At 74.3% G+C, this 21,366-nt stretch carries 13 protein-coding genes; 9 read left to right on the forward strand and 4 right to left on the reverse strand.

Annotation, left to right across the window (positions count from 1 at the left end):
* Nucleotides 1–91 precede the first annotated feature (91 nt).
* The 4 genes from B9W62_RS32295 to B9W62_RS32310 all read left to right on the forward strand — a co-directional run bounded on the left by B9W62_RS32295 (nucleotide 92) and on the right by B9W62_RS32310 (nucleotide 10,777).
* On the forward strand, nucleotides 92–4,762 hold the full coding sequence (locus B9W62_RS32295) for a hypothetical protein (RefSeq protein ID WP_087810452.1): 4,671 nt from the start codon (nucleotides 92–94) through the stop codon (nucleotides 4,760–4,762).
* A gap of 105 nt (nucleotides 4,763–4,867) precedes the next feature.
* Entirely contained in the window at nucleotides 4,868–5,854 is a 987-nt protein-coding gene (locus B9W62_RS32300) for a hypothetical protein (RefSeq protein ID WP_087810453.1), read from the forward strand.
* Nucleotides 5,855–5,945: 91 nt separating this feature from the next.
* Complete coding sequence (locus B9W62_RS32305; protein ID WP_087810454.1) at nucleotides 5,946–7,793, forward strand: HSP90 family protein; 1,848 nt, start codon at nucleotides 5,946–5,948, stop codon at nucleotides 7,791–7,793.
* A gap of 2 nt (nucleotides 7,794–7,795) precedes the next feature.
* Nucleotides 7,796–10,777, forward strand: coding sequence for a tetratricopeptide repeat protein (locus B9W62_RS32310; protein WP_087810455.1), 2,982 nt, complete (start codon nucleotides 7,796–7,798; stop codon nucleotides 10,775–10,777).
* Between the two features lie 49 nt (nucleotides 10,778–10,826).
* On the opposite strand, the gene B9W62_RS32315 is transcribed toward B9W62_RS32310, so the two are convergent.
* A complete protein-coding gene (locus B9W62_RS32315; RefSeq protein WP_373433749.1) occupies nucleotides 10,827–11,354 on the reverse strand; it encodes a hypothetical protein in 528 nt (175 codons plus the stop codon).
* A gap of 427 nt (nucleotides 11,355–11,781) precedes the next feature.
* Between B9W62_RS32315 and B9W62_RS32320 the strand changes: the two genes are divergently transcribed.
* From B9W62_RS32320 to B9W62_RS32335, 4 genes are read left to right on the forward strand one after another with little or no spacing between them, the layout of a single operon-like run.
* Entirely contained in the window at nucleotides 11,782–14,490 is a 2,709-nt protein-coding gene (locus B9W62_RS32320) for a sensor histidine kinase (RefSeq protein WP_087810457.1), read from the forward strand.
* Nucleotides 14,487–14,921 (forward strand): roadblock/LC7 domain-containing protein, encoded by a 435-nt coding sequence (locus B9W62_RS32325; protein WP_087810458.1) that lies wholly within the window; start codon nucleotides 14,487–14,489, stop codon nucleotides 14,919–14,921. The genes B9W62_RS32320 and B9W62_RS32325 overlap by 4 nt, the downstream gene beginning before the upstream one ends.
* Nucleotides 14,922–14,931: 10 nt before the next feature.
* A complete protein-coding gene (locus B9W62_RS32330) occupies nucleotides 14,932–15,327 on the forward strand; it encodes a DUF742 domain-containing protein (RefSeq protein ID WP_087810459.1) in 396 nt (131 codons plus the stop codon).
* Between the two features lie 49 nt (nucleotides 15,328–15,376).
* On the forward strand, nucleotides 15,377–15,982 hold the full coding sequence (locus B9W62_RS32335; RefSeq protein WP_087810460.1) for a GTP-binding protein: 606 nt from the start codon (nucleotides 15,377–15,379) through the stop codon (nucleotides 15,980–15,982).
* A gap of 19 nt (nucleotides 15,983–16,001) precedes the next feature.
* Here the strand turns inward: B9W62_RS32335 and glpK are convergent, their stop codons facing one another.
* The 3 genes from glpK to B9W62_RS32350 form a co-directional block, all read right to left on the reverse strand.
* Entirely contained in the window at nucleotides 16,002–17,525 is a 1,524-nt protein-coding gene (gene glpK, locus B9W62_RS32340) for a glycerol kinase GlpK (protein ID WP_087810461.1), read from the reverse strand.
* Between the two features lie 95 nt (nucleotides 17,526–17,620).
* On the reverse strand, nucleotides 17,621–18,376 hold the full coding sequence (locus tag B9W62_RS32345; protein ID WP_087810462.1) for an MIP/aquaporin family protein: 756 nt from the start codon (nucleotides 18,374–18,376) through the stop codon (nucleotides 17,621–17,623).
* Between the two features lie 356 nt (nucleotides 18,377–18,732).
* The gene (locus B9W62_RS32350) at nucleotides 18,733–20,358 is read right to left on the reverse strand and encodes a GGDEF domain-containing protein (protein ID WP_087810463.1); all 1,626 of its coding nucleotides are present in this window, start codon (nucleotides 20,356–20,358) and stop codon (nucleotides 18,733–18,735) included.
* A gap of 149 nt (nucleotides 20,359–20,507) precedes the next feature.
* On the opposite strand from B9W62_RS32350, the gene B9W62_RS32355 reads away from it, so the two are divergent.
* Nucleotides 20,508–21,332 (forward strand): M15 family metallopeptidase, encoded by an 825-nt coding sequence (locus B9W62_RS32355; protein WP_087810464.1) that lies wholly within the window; start codon nucleotides 20,508–20,510, stop codon nucleotides 21,330–21,332.
* The last annotated feature ends 34 nt before the right edge of the window (nucleotides 21,333–21,366 follow it).

Here is a 21,366-nt window from a genome sequence, read left to right on the forward strand (position 1 = left end):
CAACCGCGCCCGTCCGAACAACCGCCTCCGTCCGAGCGACAACGCACCCGCCCGACCGTCCCCGACGTCCGAAGACTGACGAGAGTCCGCCATGTACGAGCTGTCCCGGGTCCGCCTCTACTCCATCGGACCCGCCGGTGCGCGCTACGCCGACACCGTGCTTGACCTGCGCGATGTGGGCGAGCCCGTGCCCGACCCCGCACCGACGCAGGCGGAGTTCTTCGAGGAGGAGCCCGTCGGCCCGCCGCGCCGGCCCGCGCCCGCGGGCGTGCTCTTCCTGGAGAACGGCGGCGGCAAGTCCGTGCTCCTCAAGCTGATCTTCTCGGTGATGCTGCCGGGCCACCGCAACACCCTGGGCGGCGCCAGCTCCGGCGTGCTGCGCAAGTTCCTGCTCGCCGACGACTGCGGCCACGTGGCGCTGGAGTGGCAGCACGTGCAGACCGGCGAGTGCGTCGTCGTCGGCAAGGTCAGCGAGTGGCGCGGGCGGCAGGTCTCGGGCGACCCGCGGAAGTTCGCCGAGGCCTGGTACTCCTTCCGGCCCGGCCCCGGACTGACCCTGGACAACCTGCCGGTCGCCGAGGCCACCGCCGTCCGCCCGCCCGTCGAGGGCGCCTCCGGCGCGCAGGGCAGGCGGCGCACGATGAAGGGCTTCCGGGACGCGCTCACCGAGGCCGGCAAGGCCTACCCGTATCTCGAGGTGCACTGGGAGGAGATCCACGACCGCTGGAACGAGCACCTCGGCGACCTCGGGCTCGACCCCGAACTCTTCCGCTACCAGCGCGAGATGAACGCGGACGAGGGCGAGGCCGCCGGGCTCTTCGCGGTCAAGAAGGACTCCGACTTCACCGACCTGCTGCTGCGGGCCGTCACCGACACCCGCGACACCGACGGCCTGGCCGACCTGGTCGGCGGCTTCGGCAACAAGCTGGGCCGGCGTGCCGAGCTGATCGCCGAACGCGACTTCACCGCCGGGTCCGTCGACCTCCTGGGCCGGATCGTCGAGGCCGCCGAGGCGCGCGGCCGCGCGCGTGACATCCACACCGCCGCCGAACGACGCACCAGGAACCTGGCCCGCCGGCTCACCGCCCGCGGCGCCCGGGAGCGGGTGCGGGCCTCGGACCTCGCCCAGCGGGTCACGGCCGCCGCGTACGCCGTCACGCACGCCGAGTCCGCCCGGGACCGCGGCGCCCTCGTCGCCGCCGAACTCGCCTACCGGCACGCCTCGCTGGCCCTGGCCGGTGCCGAGAAGTCCGCCGCCGCGCAGAAGCGCGAACTGGCCGAGGCCCGCACCCTGCACTCCGCCTGGCAGGCCGCCGAGGGCGTCCTGCGCCACCGCGCCGCCGCCGACCGCGTCGCCCGCGTGTCCGCCGCCATCCGGGAGGCCGAACGGGACGCGGCCCCCGCCCTCGCCGCCCGTACCGAAGCCGCCGTCGACCTCGTCCGCGCCCTGCACGCGGCGGCCGCGAAGGCCGAGGACCACGCCAACGAGGAGGAGGAGCGGTCCGCCGCCCTCCAGGAGGTCAGCGACACCGCCCACCGGGACTCCACCACCGCCGCCACCGAGGCGCAGCGCGCTCGCAGCGAGGCCGGACACCTGCGCCAGCGCCTCACCGAGGTCGAGCAGGAGACCGCCGAGGCCGTCCGCGCCGGCTGGCTGGACGACAGCACGCCCGACGCCGACCCGGCCCGCGCGGCCCTCGCCGCCAGCGACGCGGAGAAGACCACCGTCGCCGCCTGGGACACCGCCCGCGAGGCGGCCCGCCGGGCCACCGAGCACGCCCGCGAGGCAGCCGCCGCCGAAAGCCGCGCCGAACTGACCGCGGCCCGCGCGGCGGACGCGGCGACCGCGGCCGAGCGCGCCCACCTGGGCGAGCGGCGCACCGCCGAGGCGCTGGCCGCGGAGGAACGGCTCGCCGAGCTGCTCGGCCTGGCCACCGGGACCCGGCCGGGCATCCCCCAGCCCCGCCGGGACGCCGACCGCGGCGACCCGGCCGCCGCTCCCACCGCACCGGACGGCGCGCTGACCCCCGAGGAACTCGACCGCTTCGCCGACGAGCTGCGCGAACTGCTCGACTCCACCGTCACCTCCGCCGAACGCCAGCTGTTCGAGCTGCGCACCGCCGCGGCCGACGACTCCCGCATCCTCGGCGCGCTCGGCGACGGCGGACTGCTGCCGCCGGGACCGGACGTGCTGGCCACGGTCGAGTTCCTCGGCGAGCACGGCATCCCCGCCCTGCCCGGCTGGCGCTACCTCGCCCAGGCCGTCGACCCCGCCGACCACGCCCGGGTGCTGGCCGCCCGCCCCGAGCTGGTCGACGGCGTGATCATCACCGACCCCGACGCGCACACCCGCGCCCGCGAGGCGCTCGGCGACGCGGCCCTGCTGCCGCGCTCCGCCGTCGCCGTCGGCACGGCCGCCGCGCTGCTCGCCCCGACCCCGGCCCCCGGGTCCGGCAGCGGCGACGTCTTCCTCGTACCGCCGAACCCGGCCATGCACGACGAGCAGGCCGCCGACGAGGAGCGGCAGGCACTGCGCGCCCGGGCGGGCGAGCGGGACGAGGAGATCCGCACCCTCGCCGCCCGCCTCGGCAAGGACCGCGAGCTGGCGGCCCGGCTCGCCTCCTGGCGCACCGGCTGCCCCGCCGGACGCCTGGCGGAGCTGGCCCGCACCGCCGAGGAGGCCCGCGCCTTCGCCGAGGAGACCGAGGCCGAGCTGACCGAGGCCCGCACCGTGCGGGCCGAGGCCGACGAGAGCGCCGCCGAGGCCGTCCACCTGCGGGACGAGCGGCAGGAGGCCGCGCAGAAGGCCCGCCGTGCCGCCGACGCCCTCGCCGGACTCGCCTTCCGGCTGCGCGAACGCGCGGGCTGGCAGGTCAGGCTCCGCGAACTGGCCGACGAGGGCGCCGAGTCCGAGGCCCGCGCCCAGGCCTGCCTGGAGCGGGCCCGCGCTGCCGACGAGGACCGGCGCGCCGCCCAGCGTGCCGCCGACGACGCCCGCCGCACCGCCCGCGCGCTGCGCGCCGAGCGCTCCGAGATCGCCGGCGCCCCCGACGACGTATCGGAAGCGGCCCCCGGGGACGGCGCTCGGGCGCCCAGGGCGAAGGCGTCCCTGCCCGACCTGCGGGAGGCCTACCGCGCCGCCTCCCAGGTGTACGAGAAGGTCGGCGTCGGCGCCGACCTGCGTGCCGAACAGGCCCGCGCGGAGAGCGACGAGAGCGCGGCCCGCGCGGACCTCGACCGGCTCAGCAACAAGGTCCGCACCCGCGCCGGGCAGCTGCTGGAGTCGCCGGACGGCTCCGACGGGCCCTCCCGGCAGGCCGCCGCCGCCCGGGCCGAGGAGCTGGTGCAGCTCCTGGAGACCCGGATGTCCAGCGCGAGCGAACAGCTCGGCCGGCTGCGCGGCGAGGCCGAACGGCACGCGCCCGAGGACGGCGACACCCACACCGACCTCCCCGAGGAACTGCTCCCGCGCGACACCGAGCACGCCCAGACCCTGCTGCGCACCGCGACCGCCGAACTGTCCGCCCGTACCGAGGCGCTGGCCCAGGCCCGCGACGCCCACGCCGAACTGCTCGACGCGCACCGCGCGGCCGAGGACGCGGCCGGCGGCTTCGACGAGATCGCCGCCATGCTCCGCGACCTGCTGCGCGAGCACGCCGTCGAGGAGGAGCAGGAGGAGCCCGAGCCCTACGCCGGCGACCTGGAGGAGGCCCGACGGTCCGCCGCCGAGGCCCGCCGCTCGCTGCGCGGCTGCGCCGCCGACCTGTCCGCCGCCGAGGCCGCCGTGCGCGAGGCGAGCGACGTCCTCGTCCGGCACGCCAACTCGACGCGTTACGAGCAGGTCCGCACCCCCGCCCGCCAGCAGATCCGCGAACTGCCCGCCGCCGCACTGCCCGAGCACGCCGCCAAGTGGGCCGACGCCTTCGCACCCAGGCTGCGCGTCCTCACCGACGAACTGGCCCAGCTGGAGCGCAACCGCGACTCGATCGTGGACCGGCTGCGCGGCCTGGTCGAGTCCGCGCTGGCCACCCTCCGCTCCGCCCAGCGGCTGTCCCGGCTGCCGGAGGGCCTGGGCGAGTGGTCCGGGCAGGAGTTCCTGCGCATCCGCTTCGAGGAACCCGACCAGGCCACCCTCACCGAGCGGCTCGGCGAGGTCGTCGACGAGGCCACCCGCGCCGCCGTGAAGAAGAACTCGGACCTGCGCCGCGACGGCATGTCCCTGCTGCTGCGCGGTGTCGCCGCCGCCCTGCGGCCCAAGGGCGTCGCCGTCGAGATCCTCAAGCCCGACGCCGTACTGCGCGCCGAACGCGTCCCCGTCGGCCAGATGGGCGACGTCTTCTCCGGCGGCCAGCTGCTCACCGCCGCCATCGCCCTGTACTGCACGATGGCCGCGCTGCGCAGCAACGACCGGGGCCGCGACCGGCACCGCCACGCCGGCACCCTGTTCCTGGACAACCCCATCGGCCGCGCCAACGCCACCTACCTGCTGGAGCTCCAGCGGGCCGTCTCCGACGCGCTCGGCGTCCAGCTCCTGTACACCACCGGCCTGTTCGACACGACCGCGCTGGCCGAGTTCCCGCTGGTCATCCGGCTGCGCAACGACGCCGACCTCAGGGCGGGGCTGAAGTACATCAGCGTGGAGGAGCACCTCAGGCCGGGCCTGCCGCAGCCGACGCCGGCCGCCGAAGGGGAGGGCGAGGCGGTGCACAGCGAGATCACGGCCACCCGCATGTACAAGCGCCCCGCCCAGTCGCCCGCATGACCGCGGTCCGCAAGTGAAGCCGGTGTGAAAATGAAGTGGAGGCGTTGTCAGAGGTTCCCCTTATGCTGCTCCAGTTGATCAAGCGGCACCTGGGGAGGGCGCGACATGCTCGGCAAGCTGTTCGGCAAGACGGGGGAGAGACCGGCGGCGGATCCGAACGTCCTCCCCGCCCCGCGCGGGCGCAGGAACGGTACGTACCCGGTGCGCGCCCTCGGCGACACGCGGGTGCTCGCCCTCGTGGAGGCCGCCGACGCGGGGGACTGGGACGGTGTGAAGGCGGCACTGGCCCCCTTCGACCTCGGCCGGGACCACCAGGTGCTCGGTGAGCTGGCCGATCTGGACGGGGTGCAGAACTGGATCGGCCGGGCCGTCGAGCAGGACACCGAGCACCGGGCGACCGCGCTGCTGATGTCAGGGGCGCGTCACATCGCCTGGGGCTGGGAGGCACGGACCGCCGAACGCGCCGTGAACGTCACGCAGGAGCAGTGGCGCCTCTTCCACGAGCGGCTCGAGATCGCCGAGGAACAGCTGCTGCTCGCCGCCGAGCTGCGGCCCGACTGGATCACCCCCTGGTGCCGCCTCCTCACCTCCGCCCGCGGCATGTCGCTGCCGGACGACGTCAGACGGACCCGGTACGAGGCGGCGCTGCGCCGCGACCCGCTCGACCTGGAGACCCACCTGGAGCAGGTGTCCCAGCTACAGCCCCGCTGGGGCGGCGAACCGGGGGAGGCGATGGCGTACGCCCGCGAGGCGTTCACCCGCGCACCCGAGGGACACCGCCTCGGCTGCCTGGTGGCCATGGCCCACGTTGAGGACTGGGTGGAGTCGGACAGCCCGAGCTGTCTCGACCTGCCCTACATCCAGAAGGAGTTGCGGGACGCCGCCCGGCACAGCATCCTCCACCCCGCCTACGAGCGACGCCCGGGCTGGCAGCACGACTTCAACACCTTCGCCATGGCCCTGTCGCTGGCCTCGGAGAGCGTCGTCGCCCCGCGAGTCTTCCACGAGCTGGGCGGCGCCTACACGCCGTGGCCCTGGCGCTACATGGCACAGCCGGAGAAGGCGTACGCCCGCTTCCGCCGCCACGCCTGACCGGACCGGCCGCACCACGCCCCGTCCGGCCGCCCACCCGGCGCTGTCGCTCCGCCCTCACTCCTCCATCACGCCACCCCGGGACTGCCCGATGACTCTGCCCGACGCCCCCTCCAGCCCGGCCGGCGCCGACCGCACCTTCCAGGTGGACCTGCGCGGCCTCGTCGACCTCCTCTCCCACCACCTCTACTCCAGCCCCCGCGTCTACCTGCGGGAACTCCTACAGAACGCGGTGGACGCGCTGACCGCCAGGCATGCCCTCGAACCGGCCGCCCCCGCGGGGGCCTTCGGGATCCGGCTGTACGCCGACGGTTCGGCCGTCCGGGTCGAGGACGACGGCGTCGGCCTCACCGAGGCCGACGTGCACAGCTTCCTCGCCACGATCGGGCGCAGCAGCAAGCGCGCCGAGCAGGTCACCGAGCAACGCGGCGACTTCATCGGCCAGTTCGGCATCGGACTGCTCTCCTGCTTCCTGGTCGCCGACGAGATCCACGTCGTGAGCCGCTCCGCCCGCAACCCCGACGCACCCGCGGTGGAGTGGCGCGGACGCGGCGACGGCAGCTACACCATCCGCACCCTGCGCCCCTCCGCCCGGCCCCGGCCCGGCACCACCGTCACGCTGACACCCCGCGCGGACGCCGGCGAGTGGACCCGGCCGACGCAGGTGCGGGCGCTGGCCAGGCACTTCGGCTCCCTGCTGCGGCACCCCGTGACCTTCGACGACGGCTCGGGCGGCCCGGGCGCCGCCGTGAACCCCGAGCCCGCGCCCTGGGCCCGTACGTACCCCACCCCGGGGGCCCGTTCCCGCGCCCTGGCCGCGTACGGCGAGGACGTCTTCGGCTTCACACCGCTGGACACCATCGAGCTGGATCTGCCGGCCGTGGGCCTGAAGGGCATCGCGTGCGTACTGCCGCAGGCGGTACCGGCCGGGCGGCGCCACGGCCACCGCGTGCACGTCAAAGGCATGCTGCTGTCCGAACAGGCCGACGAGATCCTGCCCGAGTGGGCGTTCTTCGTCCGCTGCGTCGTCGACGCCGAGAGCCTGCGCCCGACGGCCTCCCGCGAGTCCCTGTACGAGGACGACACCCTCGCCGCGGTCCGCGACGCCCTCGCCGAGCGGCTGCGCGCCTGGATCGCCCGGGCTGCCGCCAGCGACCCCGACCTGCTCGCCCGCTTCCTCCACGTCCACCACCTGGCCGTGAAGTCGCTCGCCGTGCACGACGACGAGATCCTGCGGATGCTGCTGCCCTGGCTGCCGTTCGAGACCACCGACGGGCACACCACCCTGGACGAGTTCGCCCGCACCCACCGCACCGTGCTCGTCACGTCGAGTGTGGAGGAGTTCCGACAGGTCGCGGCGATCGCCTCGGCCGCCGGGCTCGGCGTCGTCAACGGCGGCTACACCTACGACCGCGAACTGGTCCACCGGCTGCCCGAAATCAGGCATCGGACCAGCGTCGCCGACCTCGACCCGGCGACCCTGACCGCGCACCTCGACCCGGTCGACCGGGAGACGGAGCTGGCGGCGGCGGCCTACCTCGCCCGCGCCCGCGAAGCCCTTGCCGTCTTCGACTGCGACGTCGCGCTGCGCACCTTCCAGCCGGCCTCCGCCCCCGCCCTCCTCGTCGACAGCCGTGAGGCCCGGCACGAGCGCACCCGCTCACAACTGGCCCGCGAGCAAGAAGGCGGCCTGTGGGGTGAGATCCTCGGCGCCCTGCGCCAAGAGGCCCCGCGCGCCCAACTCATCCTCAACCAGCTCAACCCGCTGGTCCGCACCGCCGTCGCCATCGACGAGCCCGAACTGGCCCGCACCAGCGCCGAAGCCCTCTACGGACAGGCGGCGCTGCTGTCCCGGCGCCCGCTCAGGCCCGCCGAGTCGAGCCTCATCAACCGCTCCTTCCTCGACCTCCTCGCCCACGCCCTCCGCAAGGACCACTGACGATGCCGACCGCACCCCAGACCACCGACGAGCTGTACGAGGCGCTCCAGGCGAACCAGCGGCGCCCCTACGGCCGTACGCGCACCGTCACGGCCGAGGAACTCGTCGATGCCGCCGAGCGGTTCGAGGAGACCCTCCCGCTCGTCCGCGCGCTGCTCGAACTCCAGGAGGCGTACACGTACGGCTCCGAGCCCCGCAAGTCGCCCGTGGTCTTCGCCCGGCTGCTCACCCTCTTCGACGAGCAGCCCGACGCCTTCGACGAGAACCTGCGCCACCTGGTGTTCTGGCGGTTCAAGTGGGTGGCCGCCGCCCTGCGCGCGCTGCCGGAGATACCGCTGACCAGCCTGCGCCAGTGGCTGACCGAGATGCGCGAGCGCTACGAGAAGGCCGGTCTCGGCCTCCAGCCCTACTACGGGCAGGCATACCGGCTGGCCGCGCACGTTGGCGAGGACGAGGCCCTCGCCTTCGAACTGTGGGCGGGCCGCACGCGCACCCGCCTCAGCGACTGCGAGGCCTGCGAGATCGGCGAACGCGCCCTGTACCACCTCGCGGCGGGCGACGACGAACGGGCGCTGGGCACCTGGGAGCCCGTTTTGGCCGGCAAGGAGTCGTGCCAGGAGGAACCGGCCCGCTCCATCGCCCACGCGCTGCTTCCCCTGGTGCGCGCCGGCCACACCGACCGGGCCCGGGAGTCGCACCTCGCCGGGTACCGCGGCTGCCGCCGCAACCCCTCGATGCCCGGCGAGGTCGGCCGCCACCTGGAGTTCTGCGCGCTGACCGGCAATGAGGCACGCGGGCTGGAACTGCTCGCCGAGAACCGGAACCTGTTCGACGAGGTCGACTCGCCGCTGGAACTCCTCGACTTCCTCACCGGCGTCGAGGTACTTCTCCGGCGCGTCGAACAGCTCGGCCACGGCGAACTGCCGACCGCCGGTTTCCCGGGCCGCACCTGGACGGTGGGCGGCCTGCGCGCCGAGGTGCACGGTCGCGCCGACGACCTCGCCGCCCGCTTCGACGCCCGCAACGGCACCACGGCGCACACGGAGCGCCGCAGGACCCGCCTCGACCGCGCCCCGCTCCTCGAAGCGCTGGAACTGACCCTGCGCACCCGCCACCTCGACGAGGTGGCCCCCGCCGCCCCGGTCGTCGCTCCCACCGCCCGTACGGCCCCCGACCTCTCCGAGCCGCTGCCCGAACTGATCGCCCGGGCACGTGCCCTGGACGAACGCGGGCACCCGGACGCGCGGGCCTGCTGGACGGAGCTGCGTACCCGTGTCACCGCCCGTGGCTACACGCACCCCGACGAGCCGGCCGTGGGCCCGCTCGCCCGGCTGCGCGCCGACCTGCTGGTCGACGAGGCGAGCCGGCTGGGCGAGCGGGACGACTTCACGGAGGCGGCCGCCCTCTACGAGGAGGCCGCGGGCCTGTACGACGACGCCGGAACACCCGCCCACGCGGCACTCGCCCGGGCCCACGCCCTCCTCGCCACCGCCGAGATCCCGCCGCGGACCTCCGCGCCGGCCGGGTCCGGAACCACGCCCCAGGGACCGGCGGACGGCGCGGACGACACCCTGGCCGAGGCCGCCGCGCTGACCGCCGCTCACGCGGCCATGGTCCGCCTGCACGCGGAGTCGTCCGGCCTGGCGCCGTACCAGGAGGCACGTCTGCTGCGGCTCAGGGCCACCGCCCTGGGCCTGCGCCTTCAGGCGTCAGGGAGTGACGGGCACGTCGCCGCGGTCCTCGACGAGGTCGGCCTGCTGCACGACTTCGCCACCCGGCACGACGTCCCCGGGCAGATCGCCGGCGCCCTGATTCTGCGGGCCAGCACCTTCGCGATCTCCGGCGACCTGCCCGCCGCGGTCGCCGAGACCGACGCGCTCCTGGACCGGCTGAACGCGCACGGTCCCGCCTGGCACCTGCCCCGTGCGCTGGGACTGCGCGCCCGGCTCCGGCTCGGCGCCCAGGACGCGGAGGGCGCCCACGCGGACCTGGTCGAGGCGCTGCGACTGGCCGCCGACTGGCCTGCCGACGCCGTCGACACCGCCCGCCTCCACGGCGACCTCGCCGAGGCATGTTTGCGCTTGGGGCGTCCCGACGAGGCGCTGCGGCACCTGACCCGCTCCGCGGAGCTGAACCTCCGGCGCGGCGACCGCTTCGACGCGTACTGCGCCTACAGCAACGCCGCCACGCTCAGCCTCGACCTCGGACGTGTCGAGGACTGCATCGCCCTGCTCGACTCCCTGCTGGCCGAACCGGACGTCGCCGCCGGCGAGCCGAACGACCGGCTGGTCGCCCAGCTGCGCCTGACCCGCGCCCGGGCGCTGCGCGCGGGGGAGGACCTCAAGGCGGCCACGGCGGAGTTCCTCGCCCTGGCGGCCGAGTCGGCCGGCTGGGACGACGACCCGGGAAGCCACGCCGTGATCGCCGCGGAGACGGCGGTGCTCCTGGCCGAGGCCGACGAGTTCGTCCGGGCCCGCGAGGCGGCCGACCAGGCGCTGGCCGCCCACGCCCGTGACCCGCGCCACGAGGCGCTCAGCAACTGCCTGCGCGAACTGGCCCGCCTCCAGGCCCGGCAGCAGGGCGCTGACGGCCTGGCCGGGGCGCTGGCCTTCCTCGCGGACGCGGGCCGGGTCGCGGACGGGGCCCGCACCGCCGGGTACGAGGCCCACGGCCGCTCCCTGGACTCCGCGCTGGCTTACGAGTACGGGCGGGTCCACGCCTACGCCGACGCCTACGAGGAGGCCCTGGCCGCACTGGAGAAGGCCCTTGCCCTGGTCGGTGAGCCGGGGCCCGACAGCGACCGGGCCGGCGAGTGGGCCGAGTGCGTCCGCTTCGCGGCCGCCATGGAGGGCATCTACCTGGAACGCCCCGCTCCCGCCCTCGCCCGCCTCGACGCTGCCGTCGCCCGTCTGACCGCCCTGGGACACACCGACGAGACCGAGCCACTGACGTCTCTGGCGGACCGGCTGCGCGACGAGGAATGAGCGGGCTGCGGGGGCCGGAGCGACCGGCCGCTCCGGCCCCCGCCGCCACTCAGGGATGCGAGAGCTGCCCCGTGCCGCCCCGCCGGCCTATCCGCCCCCGGCCCCGCTCGGCGGCCCGGGCCAGACGCCTGGCCCGGCGACGCTCGCGGCGCATGGCCCGCGCGGTGCTGCTCGGCACCGAGACGACACCGTGCCGCTGGTTCCACACCTGCCGGGTCACCCACACGTCCAGCACGCCCCAGGTGGCCACCACCGTGCCCGCCACACTGCCGAGGACCATCGGGAACGCCAGCCAGGACTCCGCCAGCGTGCACAGGAAGGCCACCATCGCCAGTATCAGCGTCACGGCGACGACCAGCACCGCGCGCACGGCCGCCGTCCGCACCGGATCGGGCAGCCGGCGGCGCCGCGCGGGCTCCTCCGTCCACAACGGCCGGTACCCGGAGGGTCGCTCGTCCGCCCGGGTGTCCGGCCCGGCCGCCGGAATGTCGCGATCCGGGGTCGTCCGAGCCACCGGTGCCCCTGCCTCGGCCGCATCGTCGTCCGCGGGCGCCCCGCGCCGCTCCGCCGTGCCCATCAACATGTCACTCCCCACCGCCGGCAGACCGCTCGTCCGTGTCCGAAGAACACGGCTCCCCTCTGGCTGCCCGGCTTGCGCTGCTTTACGCCGCCCGGGGGCGGGATGCGGCTCCTGTGGCCGATTCCGCCTCCATTTCCCGTAGTGAAGGACGAACGACGTGCCCCCAAGATTCCCGGAAATCCCGCGCAGTCGAATAATTTCGGCCAATCCGCCCGTCATACCGGCCCCGGCTGCCCCGCTTCCGCCGGCCGATCCCGGGAGGCAATCTCCCGCAATGACCGGACAACTGACCATCGCCGTCCCCCGGTGCGGAAGTTCGGCCTCCGGACGGGTCTTCGAGTTACCTGTGCGTCAGTAGTAGGCTCGCGCCGTTTGTTGACGCACATGTGTACCCCCGCCGGAGGGGGTCGAGCTGGGGGAGGCCATGCGCTTTCGCGGGAAGTCGATCCGCCGGAAGATCGTGGCGCTGCTGCTCGTGCCGCTGGTGTCGCTGACCGCGATCTGGGCCTTCGCCACGGTACTGACGGGCCGTGAGGCGGCCCGGCTGTTCAGCGTCTCCCACGTCGTCGAGGAGATCGGCTACCCGGTCGAGGACACCGTCCGCGTCCTCCAGCAGGAACGCCGCCAGACCCTCGTCCACCTCGCCGACCCGCGCGCCTCCGACGGACTCGCCGCCCTGCAACGCAGCCGCACCGCCACCGACGAGGCCGTCGCGGAGATCCGCCGCAACGCCGCCGACGCCGACGTGCGGGACGACCTCGGCCAGGCCGGGGAGGAACGGCTCACCGCCGTACTGGACGCCTTCGACGGCCTCGGCTCCCTGCGCCGCAGCGTCGAGGACGGCACCGTCGACCGGGCCCAGGCCCTCGGCCTCTACAACCGCCTGGTCGACCCCTGCCACGACCTGCTCGCCAACCTCAACGTCGTCGACGACGTGGGCCTCGACAAGCAGTACCGCGCGCTGGTCAATGTCTCCCGCGCGCGCGAACTGCTCTCCCGCGAGGACGCCCTGCTCGGCTCCGCCCTGGTCACCGGGCGGCTCACCCGCACCGAGATCCGGGACGTCTCCGACCTCGTCGCGCAGCGCACCGTCATGTACGACATCAACCTGCCGCTGCTGCCCGCCACCGAACGCGGCCGCTACCAGCGCTTCTGGCAAAACGCCTCCTCCGCCCCCCTCCGGGTCGCCGAGCAGGCCGCCGTCTCCTCCGACACCGGCACACCGAGCGGAGTCACCGCCCAGAGCTGGGACACCGCCGCCGGGAACGTCCTCGAGGAACTCGGCGAACTCGACGACAACGCCGCCGACCGCTACCAGGACCGTGTCGACCCGGTCGCCACCAGCACCATCGCCAAGGCCGTCGTCGCCGGAGCGCTCGGCCTGATCGCGCTGCTGTACTCCCTCTTCCTGTCCGTCCGCGTCGGCCGTTCCCTCATCCGCGACCTCAAGCAGCTGCGTCTGGAGGCCCACGAGGCGTCCGGCGTCCGCCTGCCCAGCGTGATGCGCCGCCTCTCGGCGGGCGAGGAGGTGGACGTCGAGACCGAGGTGCCGCGCCTCGAGTACGACCGGAACGAGATGGGCGAGGTCGGCCAGGCCCTCAACACCCTCCAGCGCGCCGCCGTGGAAGCCGCCGTCAAACAGGCCCAGCTGCGCGCGGGCGTCTCCGAGGTCTTCGTCAACCTCGCGCGCCGCAGCCAGGTGCTCCTGCACAAGCAGCTCACCCTGCTCGACACCATGGAACGCAGGACCGAGGACACCGAGGAACTCGCCGACCTGTTCCGCCTCGACCACCTGACCACCCGCATGCGCCGGCACGCCGAGGGCCTGGTCATCCTCTCCGGCGCCGCACCCTCGCGGCAGTGGCGCAAGCCCGTCCAGCTCATGGACGTGGTGCGGGCCGCCGTCGCCGAGGTCGAGGACTACGAGCGCATCGAGGTCCGCAGGCTGCCCCGCGTCGCCGTCACCGGACCCGCGGTCGCCGACCTCACCCACCTGGTGGCCGAACTCCTGGAGAACGCCACGGTGTTCTCGCCGCCGCACACGGCGGTGCAGGTGCTCGGCGAGCGCGTCGCCAACGGCTTCACCCTGGAGATCCACGACCGCGGCCTCGGCATGGCCGCCGACGCCCTCCTCGACGCCAACCTCCGGCTGGCCGAGACACCCGAGTTCGAGCTGTCCGACACCGACCGGCTCGGCCTGTTCGTGGTCAGCCGGCTCGCCCAGCGGCAGAACGTCCGGGTGTCCCTGCAACCCTCCCCGTACGGCGGCACCACCGCGGTCGTCTTCGTCCCCGACGCGCTGCTCACCGACGACGCCCCGGACACCAACGGCGTCGGCTTCCGCCTCGACCGCCCCCAGCACGTCAAGGGCAAGGAGCGGGAGGAGAGCCGCCGTTCCGCCCTCTCCCACGTGCCCGCACGACTCCCGGAGCGGCCGGCCGCGCTGCTGGACGGCCCGGTCGAACTGGAGGCGCCCGTCGACCTGGACGCCCTCGACGACCTCCCGGGCGTACTCGACGACCAGGACGGCGAACGCGGCGGCCTGTTCCGCCCCCGCCGCTCCCTGGCCGCGGCCGACGACGACCAGGCCGCCCGCCGCACCGGACCGCGGCGCCCCGAGCCCCGGCCCGGTGACGAGCGGCCGGCCGAGGCCGGAACCGAGGAGGACGCACCGGTCGCGCTGCCCCGCCGCCGCACCCCCAAGCTGGTCAGCTCGCACGGGCGTCCCGTCCCGGAACGGGCTCCCCGCGACACCGCCGGTGAACTCCCCGCGCTGTCGTCCCGCCGCCGCGGGGAGGCCACCGCCGACCGCACCGCGGGCCCCGCGACCGACCGCGGCGACGGCGCGCCGCCCGCGCGCCAGGACGCCCCGTCCGCGGACGCCGAGGCCGGGGCGCTGCCCCGACGCGTGCGGCAGGCCAGCCTGGCCCCCCAGCTCAGGCAGAGCCCCGAGCCGGCCACCGAGGACCGCCCCGACCCCGCCGACCGCGACGCCGACGAGGTACGCAGCCGTATGGCCTCGCTCCAGCGCGGCTGGCAGCGCGGCCGGAAGGAGAACGCCGCGGGTGACGACCCACCCGGCGGCACAGCACCATCAGCACCACGAGGAACGACAAAGGGGGACGGTCGATGACCGCACCGAAGACGACCGGCCACACCGCGACCAAGTCCGGGGAGCTGAACTGGCTCCTCGATGACCTAGTGGACCGTGTCGCGAGCATCCGCAAAGCCGTCGTCCTGTCCGGCGACGGCCTGGCCACGGGTGTGTCCAAGGACCTGACCAGGGAGGACAGCGAGCACCTCGCCGCCGTGGCGTCCGGGTTCCACAGCCTCGCCAAGGGCGTGGGCCGGCACTTCGAGGCGGGCAGCGTCCGGCAGACGGTCGTCGAACTCGACGAAGCCTTCCTGTTCGTCACGGCCGCGGGCGACGGCAGCTGCCTGGCCGTCCTGTCCGACGCCGACTCGGACGTCGGACAGGTCGCCTACGAGATGACCCTGCTCGTCAAGCGGGTCGGCGTGCACCTGGGCACCGCGCCGCGCACCGATCTGCCCTCGGGCGGGTAAGTGGGATGACATGAGCGCTGACGGTCAGGGAACAAACCACTGGTTCGACGACGAGGCCGGCCCCGTCGTCCGTCCGTACGCCATGACGCGCGGCCGCACCACCAGCGCGGCCCAGCACCGCCTCGACCTGATCGCGGTGGTCGTGACGGAACCCCACGCGGACGATCCGGAGGCGGACGTCACCCTCTCTCCGGAGCACGTGGACATCGTCGGCCTGTGCCGCGACACCCCGCAGTCGGTCGCCGAACTCGCCGCCGAACTCGACCTCCCCGTCGGGGTCGTGCGGGTCCTGGTCGGCGACCTCGTGGACATCGAACTCGTCCACGTCAACCGGCCCGTGCCCCCGGCCGAACTGCCGGACGAGAACATCCTGCGCGACGTGATCAACGGGCTGAGGGCACTGTGAGCCGCCCCCCGGGCACGTCGGGCGGCGGCACGTTAAGGAGAAGAGATCAATGATCTTCGGGCGTTCTCAGCGCGGCAAGCCGCCGGTCGAGCCCGTCACGCTCAAGATCCTGGTGGCCGGCGGATTCGGGGTGGGCAAGACCACCCTCGTCGGCGCGGTCAGCGAGATCAGGCCGCTGCGCACCGAGGAACTGCTCACCGAGGCCGGGCGGCCCGTCGACGACGTCAGCGGCGTGGAGGGCAAGCACACCACCACGGTCGCCATGGACTTCGGACGGATCACCCTGCGCGAGGACCTGGTGCTGTACCTCTTCGGCACGCCCGGCCAGGAGCGGTTCTGGTTCATGTGGGACGAGCTGTCCGAGGGCGCGCTGGGCGCCGTGGTCCTGGCCGACACCCGGCGCCTGGAGGACTGCTTCGCCGCCGTCGACTACTTCGAGCGGCGCTCCATCCCTTTCGTGATCGGCGTCAACTGCTTCGAGGGATCGGCGCGCTACCCGACCGAGACCGTCCGCCAGGCCCTCGACCTCGACACGGACGTGCCCCTGGTGATGTGCGACGCCCGGGACCGGGAGTCGGTCAAGGAGGTCCTCATCGGCGTCGTCCAGCACGCGATGGCCCAGGCGGCGGACCGCCGCCGGGCCGTTTCGACGTGAGCGGCCGCCGCCCGACGGGCTAGGGCATGTCGTCGTCCTCCGTCCAGCCGAAGCTCTTCTCGACCGCCCTGCGCCAGTTGCGGTACTCCCGGTCGCGCACCGACGCCTCCATGACGGGCGCCCACTCGGCGTCCCGCTGCCAGTGCGCCCTGAGTTCGTCGAGGCCGCTCCACACACCGGTGGCCAGGCCGGCCGCGTAGGCGGCACCCAGACAGGTCGTCTCGGAGACCCGGGGGCGGATCACCGGCACGCCGAGCACGTCCGCCTGGTGCTGCATCAGCAGACCGTTTTTGGTCATGCCCCCGTCGACCTTCAGGGTCGTGATCCGCACCCCCGAGTCCTGGTACATGGCGTCCACGACCTCGCGGGTCTGCCAGCTCGTCGCCTCCAGCACCGCGCGCGCGAGGTGGGCCTTGGTGACGTAGCGGGTCAGGCCCGTGACGACGCCGCGCGCGTCGGAACGCCAGTACGGCGCGAACAGTCCGGAGAAGGCCGGCACGATGTACGCGCCCCCGTTGTCCGCCACGCTCGCGGCCAGCGGCTCGATCTCGTCGGCGTCGCGGATGATGCCGAGCTGGTCGCGGAACCACTGCACCAGCGCCCCGGTGACGGCGATCGACCCCTCCAGGCAGTACACGGGCGCCTCGTCGCCGATCTTGTAGCCCATGGTCGTCAGCAGTCCGCTCTTCGACGGGACGGGCCGGTCACCCGTGTTGAGGAGCAGGAAGCTGCCCGTGCCGTACGTGTTCTTGGCCGTGCCCACGTCGAAGCAGGCCTGCCCGAACACGGCCGCCTGCTGGTCCCCCAGGGCGGAGGCGACGGGCACACCGGCGAGCTGTCCGACCGCGGTGCCGTACACCTCGGCGGAGGACCTGATCTCGGGGAGCACGGCCTCGGGGATGTTCATGGCGGACAGGACGGACGGGTCCCACTGGAGGGTCCTCAGGTCCATCAGCATGGTGCGCCCGGCGTTGGTCACGTCGGTGACGTGCCGTCCGCCGTCGGTGCCGCCGGTGAGGTTCCAGACGAGCCAGGAGTCCATCGTCCCGAAGGCGATCTCACCGCGTTCGGCACGGGCCCTGAGACCGGGCACGTTGTCGAGCAGCCAGGCCACCTTCGGACCGGAGAAGTAGCTGGCCAGCGGCAGCCCGGTCGACTCCCGGAACCGGTCCTGCCCGTCCGTGCCGCCCAGCTGCCGGCACAGCGCGGAGGTACGGGTGTCCTGCCAGACGATCGCGTTGTGCACCGGCTTGCCGGTCGTGCGGTCCCACAGGAGCGTCGTCTCCCGCTGGTTGGTGATGCCCAGCGCGCTGAGCCGGCCGGCGCTCAGCCCGGCCCTGGCGAGTGCTCCGGCGACCACCGCCTGCACCTTGGACCAGATCTCAGTGGCGTCGTGCTCCACCCAGCCGGGCCTGGGGAAGATCTGGCGGTGCTCGCGCTGGTCCACGGCGACGATCGCGCCGTCCTGGTCGAAGACGATGCAGCGGCTGGAGGTGGTGCCCTGGTCGATCGCGGCGACGTACTTGGCGGCGTGGTCCGGCATGGCTGCCCCTCGGGCTGGGTGCGGAGGACTGCTGGGCGAGTGCGGGTCGGCTGCCGGGTGAGCGCCGGGCCGGCGCCGGCGGCCGACGGGGCGGCTCAGAAGGCCGCGTTGTAGACGAGTCCGGCGAGCGCTCCGCCGATCAGCGGTCCCGCCACCGGGATCCAGGCGTAACCCCAGTCGGACGTGCCCTTGTTCGGGATGGGCAGGAAGGTGTGCACGATGCGCGGACCGAGGTCGCGCGTCGGGTTGATGGCGTAGCCGGTCGGCCCGCCCAGGGAGAGTCCGATGCCGACGACGAGCAGGGAGACGATCAGCACCAGCGTCCCGGACTCGCCGAGGCCCTCGGTGAGTCCGAACGCGAGGATCGGCAGCACGAGCGCGACGGTCGCGATGATCTCCGTCACCAGGTTGGCGACCGGGTTCCGGATCTCGGGCACGGTCGAGAAGACACCGAGCGTCGGAACCGGTTCGTCCGCCGTGCCCCCGGTCGTGCCGGTGCCGGTGTCGCGGACGTTGGCCTGGAACTGGGCGAAGTACGCGAGGTAGCACAGCACGGCGCCCAGCATCGCCCCGACGAACTGCCCCAGCACGTAGACCCAGACCGTGCCCCACTCGCCGGTGTCGACGGCGATCCCGAGCGTGACGGCGGGGTTGAGGTGCCCGCCGGACAGCGGGGCCGCCGTGTACGCGCCGGCCAGCACGCCGAACCCCCAGCCGAACGAGATCACCACCCACCCCGACGCCCGCGCCTTGCTGTACCTGAGCGTCACGGCGGCGCAGACCCCCGCGCCGAAGAGGATGAGGATCGCGGTACCGATGACTTCGCCGACGAAGATGTCTCCGTTGCTCATGGCGGCTCCTAGGCCCTGGCCCGGGACGGTCGGCCCCGGTCCTCACGTGCGGGGTGCGTTCCCGTGGCGGCGTCCGCCGAGGGGGCGTGAGTGACGAGCGTGCCTGGCGTAGCAGCGGGACCGCCCGTGGGGGAGGGGCCTCGAAACACAGGGGTCCCGTGCGACCCGGCGACCGAATGCGCCGAGATGTACGGCGATGCCGACTGACACGGGAAGTGTCGACCGGAGCCCGGAGAGCGTCAAGGTGGCCGACCGCACGGGTTCCCCAGGGCCCGTTCCGGCCCCGGGCGGTCCCGGTTTCTCGGTCCCTCGGCCGGGCCGGCCCGGGTACGGCGGTCGCGGCGGCGGCCGGCCGCTCAGCCCGCCGGCGCCGTCGTCCGGTCGGTGCCCCGCCGGACCTCGTGGCCCGGCGCGTCCGCCCGGCCCAGCACCCAACTCGCCCCGTGCAACGCCTTCGCCGCCTTCTTCAACGGTGCCAGCCGGGCCGCCGCCCCCCGGTGGTCCGGCACGCTCCCCGGCGCGCACAGTACGGTCGCCAAGGACAGCGTCACCGGCCGCCCGCCCGCCGACCACGGCACGTCCAGTACCGAGGCGGCCAGCGGATCCAACCCCTCCGGATCGGTGAGCAGCAGGAAGTCGTCCCCGCCGATGTGCCCCACCCGGGTCTCCCCGGCCGCCGTCCGCAGCAGCGCCCGCCCGACCGCCCGGATCAGCTCGTCGCCCGCGGCGAACCCGGCTCCGTCGTTGACCTGTTTGAAGCGGTCCACGTCGAGCCAGCTCAGCGCGAACGCCCGCCCGGCCCCGATGCGCCGGTCCACCTCGGCCGTGATCGCGTCCGAACCGGGCAGCCGCGTCAGCGGATTGAGCCCGGCCGCCTCCTCCACCCGGCTCTCCGCCAGCGCCCGCACCAGGTCCGCGAGCCGTACGACGCCCACGCACCGCCCGCGGGCGTCCACGACGGCCACGTCGTCCGACGTGCGGTTCGGGCCGCCCACGGCGACCACGTCCAGCACCTCCCAGGCCGTCGCGTCGACGCCCACCGTCCGCGGTGGGTCGCCGAGCTTGGCGGCCGGCCGGTCGGCGTACAGGGCGTGCCCGTAGCGCCCCGACATCGACAGCAGGAAGCGGGAGCGGTGCACCGAGCGCACCGGAACCCCGTCCCGGTCCACGAGCAGCACCCCGGACACGTCCGGCGACCCGGTCAGCAGCGCCCGCACCCGTCCCGCCGAGGCCGTCGCCGGCAGCAGCGCGGCCGGCCGGACGAACTGCCGTACCGACGGCCCCGACCGCGGCGCCGGCACCGGGCCGGGGGAGCCGGGCGGAACGTACACGTCCACCCTGGGCAGCCGCGCGGGCGGCGCGAACAGCTCGCCCTGCGCCCACTGCGCCCCCGCCGCCCGCGCGACGGCGCACTGCGCCTCCGTCTCCACGCCCTCGACGGCCAGCAGCGCCCCCGACTCCTCGCACAGCACCCGCATCGCCCGCACGGCCGCCGGCCGCGCCAGCAGCGACGCGTCGAGCTTCACCAGCTCCGGCCCCAGATCCGTCAGCAGCCGCAACGGCGCGTCCCCGTCCCCGACCCCGTCCGCCGAGATGCGGAACCCCTGGCCCCGCAGCACGTTCACCGCGTCGAGCAGGGCCCGCCGCGGCACGTGCGTGTAGGGCGGGCACACGTCCAGCGTCACCTCCCACGGGAGCCGGCCCGCCTCCCGCACCGCGTCGTGCAGGGGCTGGAGCCCCCCGAGATCGGCGAGCGTGCCCGCGAAGACGTTCACGTGCAGCGGCAGCAGCGTCTCCCGGCGCACCGCCGCGCGCAGCGCCGACACCGCGAGCAGACCGTCGAGTTCGGGATCGCGCCGCGCCTCGGCGAGCACATCGCCGGTCTCCGGCCGGGCCAGTATCTCCAGCGCCGCGACCCCGCCGGTCGTCAGATTGACCACCGGCTGGAAGGCGAAGCGGAGAGTGTCCGTCCAGGAGCGCACGCGAGCAGGATGACGCGACGGCCACCCGCCCGGGCCCAGTTCACGCGACGTTCACGCAGGATTCCGGCGCGCTCACGCAGCGTACGCCCGGCGAGTCGCGGCTCCGCCCACTTCCCCCGCGGAGCCCCACCCTGATAGATGCAGGGGACATGACACGACTCTCCACCGCGCTGCGCGGTCTGGCCACCGCCTTCGCCGCCCTGCTCGCCGTCACCGCCCTCCCCACCGCGGCAGTCCCCGCCACCGCGCAGGCACGGCCCGAACCGCGGGCCCCGGAGGACTTCGTCGCCCTGCGCGCCGTCGACCCGACGATCATCGAGGAGATGCGCTACGCCACCGCGCACAACTTCGTCGGCGAGCGCGTCGACGGCTACCGGCAGCCCCTGTGCATCCTCACCCGCCCCGCGGCCGAGGCCCTCCACCGCGCCCAGACCCGGCTGCTCCGCCAGGGCTACTCCCTCAAGGTGTACGACTGCTACCGGCCCCAGCGCGCCGTCGACCACTTCGTGCGCTGGGCCGAAGACCTCGACGACCAGGACATGAAGGCCGAGTTCTACCCGGACGTCGACAAGACCCGCCTGTTCGCCGACGGCTACATCGCCGAGAAGTCCGGCCACAGCCGCGGCTCGACCGTGGACCTCACCCTCGTCCGGCTGCCGGCGAGGCCCACCCGCCCGTACCACCCGGGGCAGCCCCTGGTGCCCTGCTTCGCTCCGCAGGACGAGCGCTTCCCCGACAACTCCGTCGACATGGGCACCGGCTACGACTGCTTCGACACCCGCTCGCACACCCTCGACCCCCGCATCCAGGGCGTGCAGCGCGCCCACCGGCTGCTGCTCAAGAACACCCTGGAGGACGCCGGCCTGGTGAACCTCCCCGAGGAGTGGTGGCACTTCACCTACAAGCCCGAGTCCCACCCGGACACCTACTTCGACTTCCCGGTCTCCGCCAAGTCGCTCGCCGGCCGCCGCTGACCGGCCTGCCGGAGCCGTCCCCTCCGTCATCGGA

The organism is Streptomyces sp. CS113 (genome assembly GCF_002188365.1).
In the GTDB taxonomy this organism is placed as follows: Bacteria; Actinomycetota; Actinomycetes; order Streptomycetales; family Streptomycetaceae; genus Streptomyces; species Streptomyces tendae.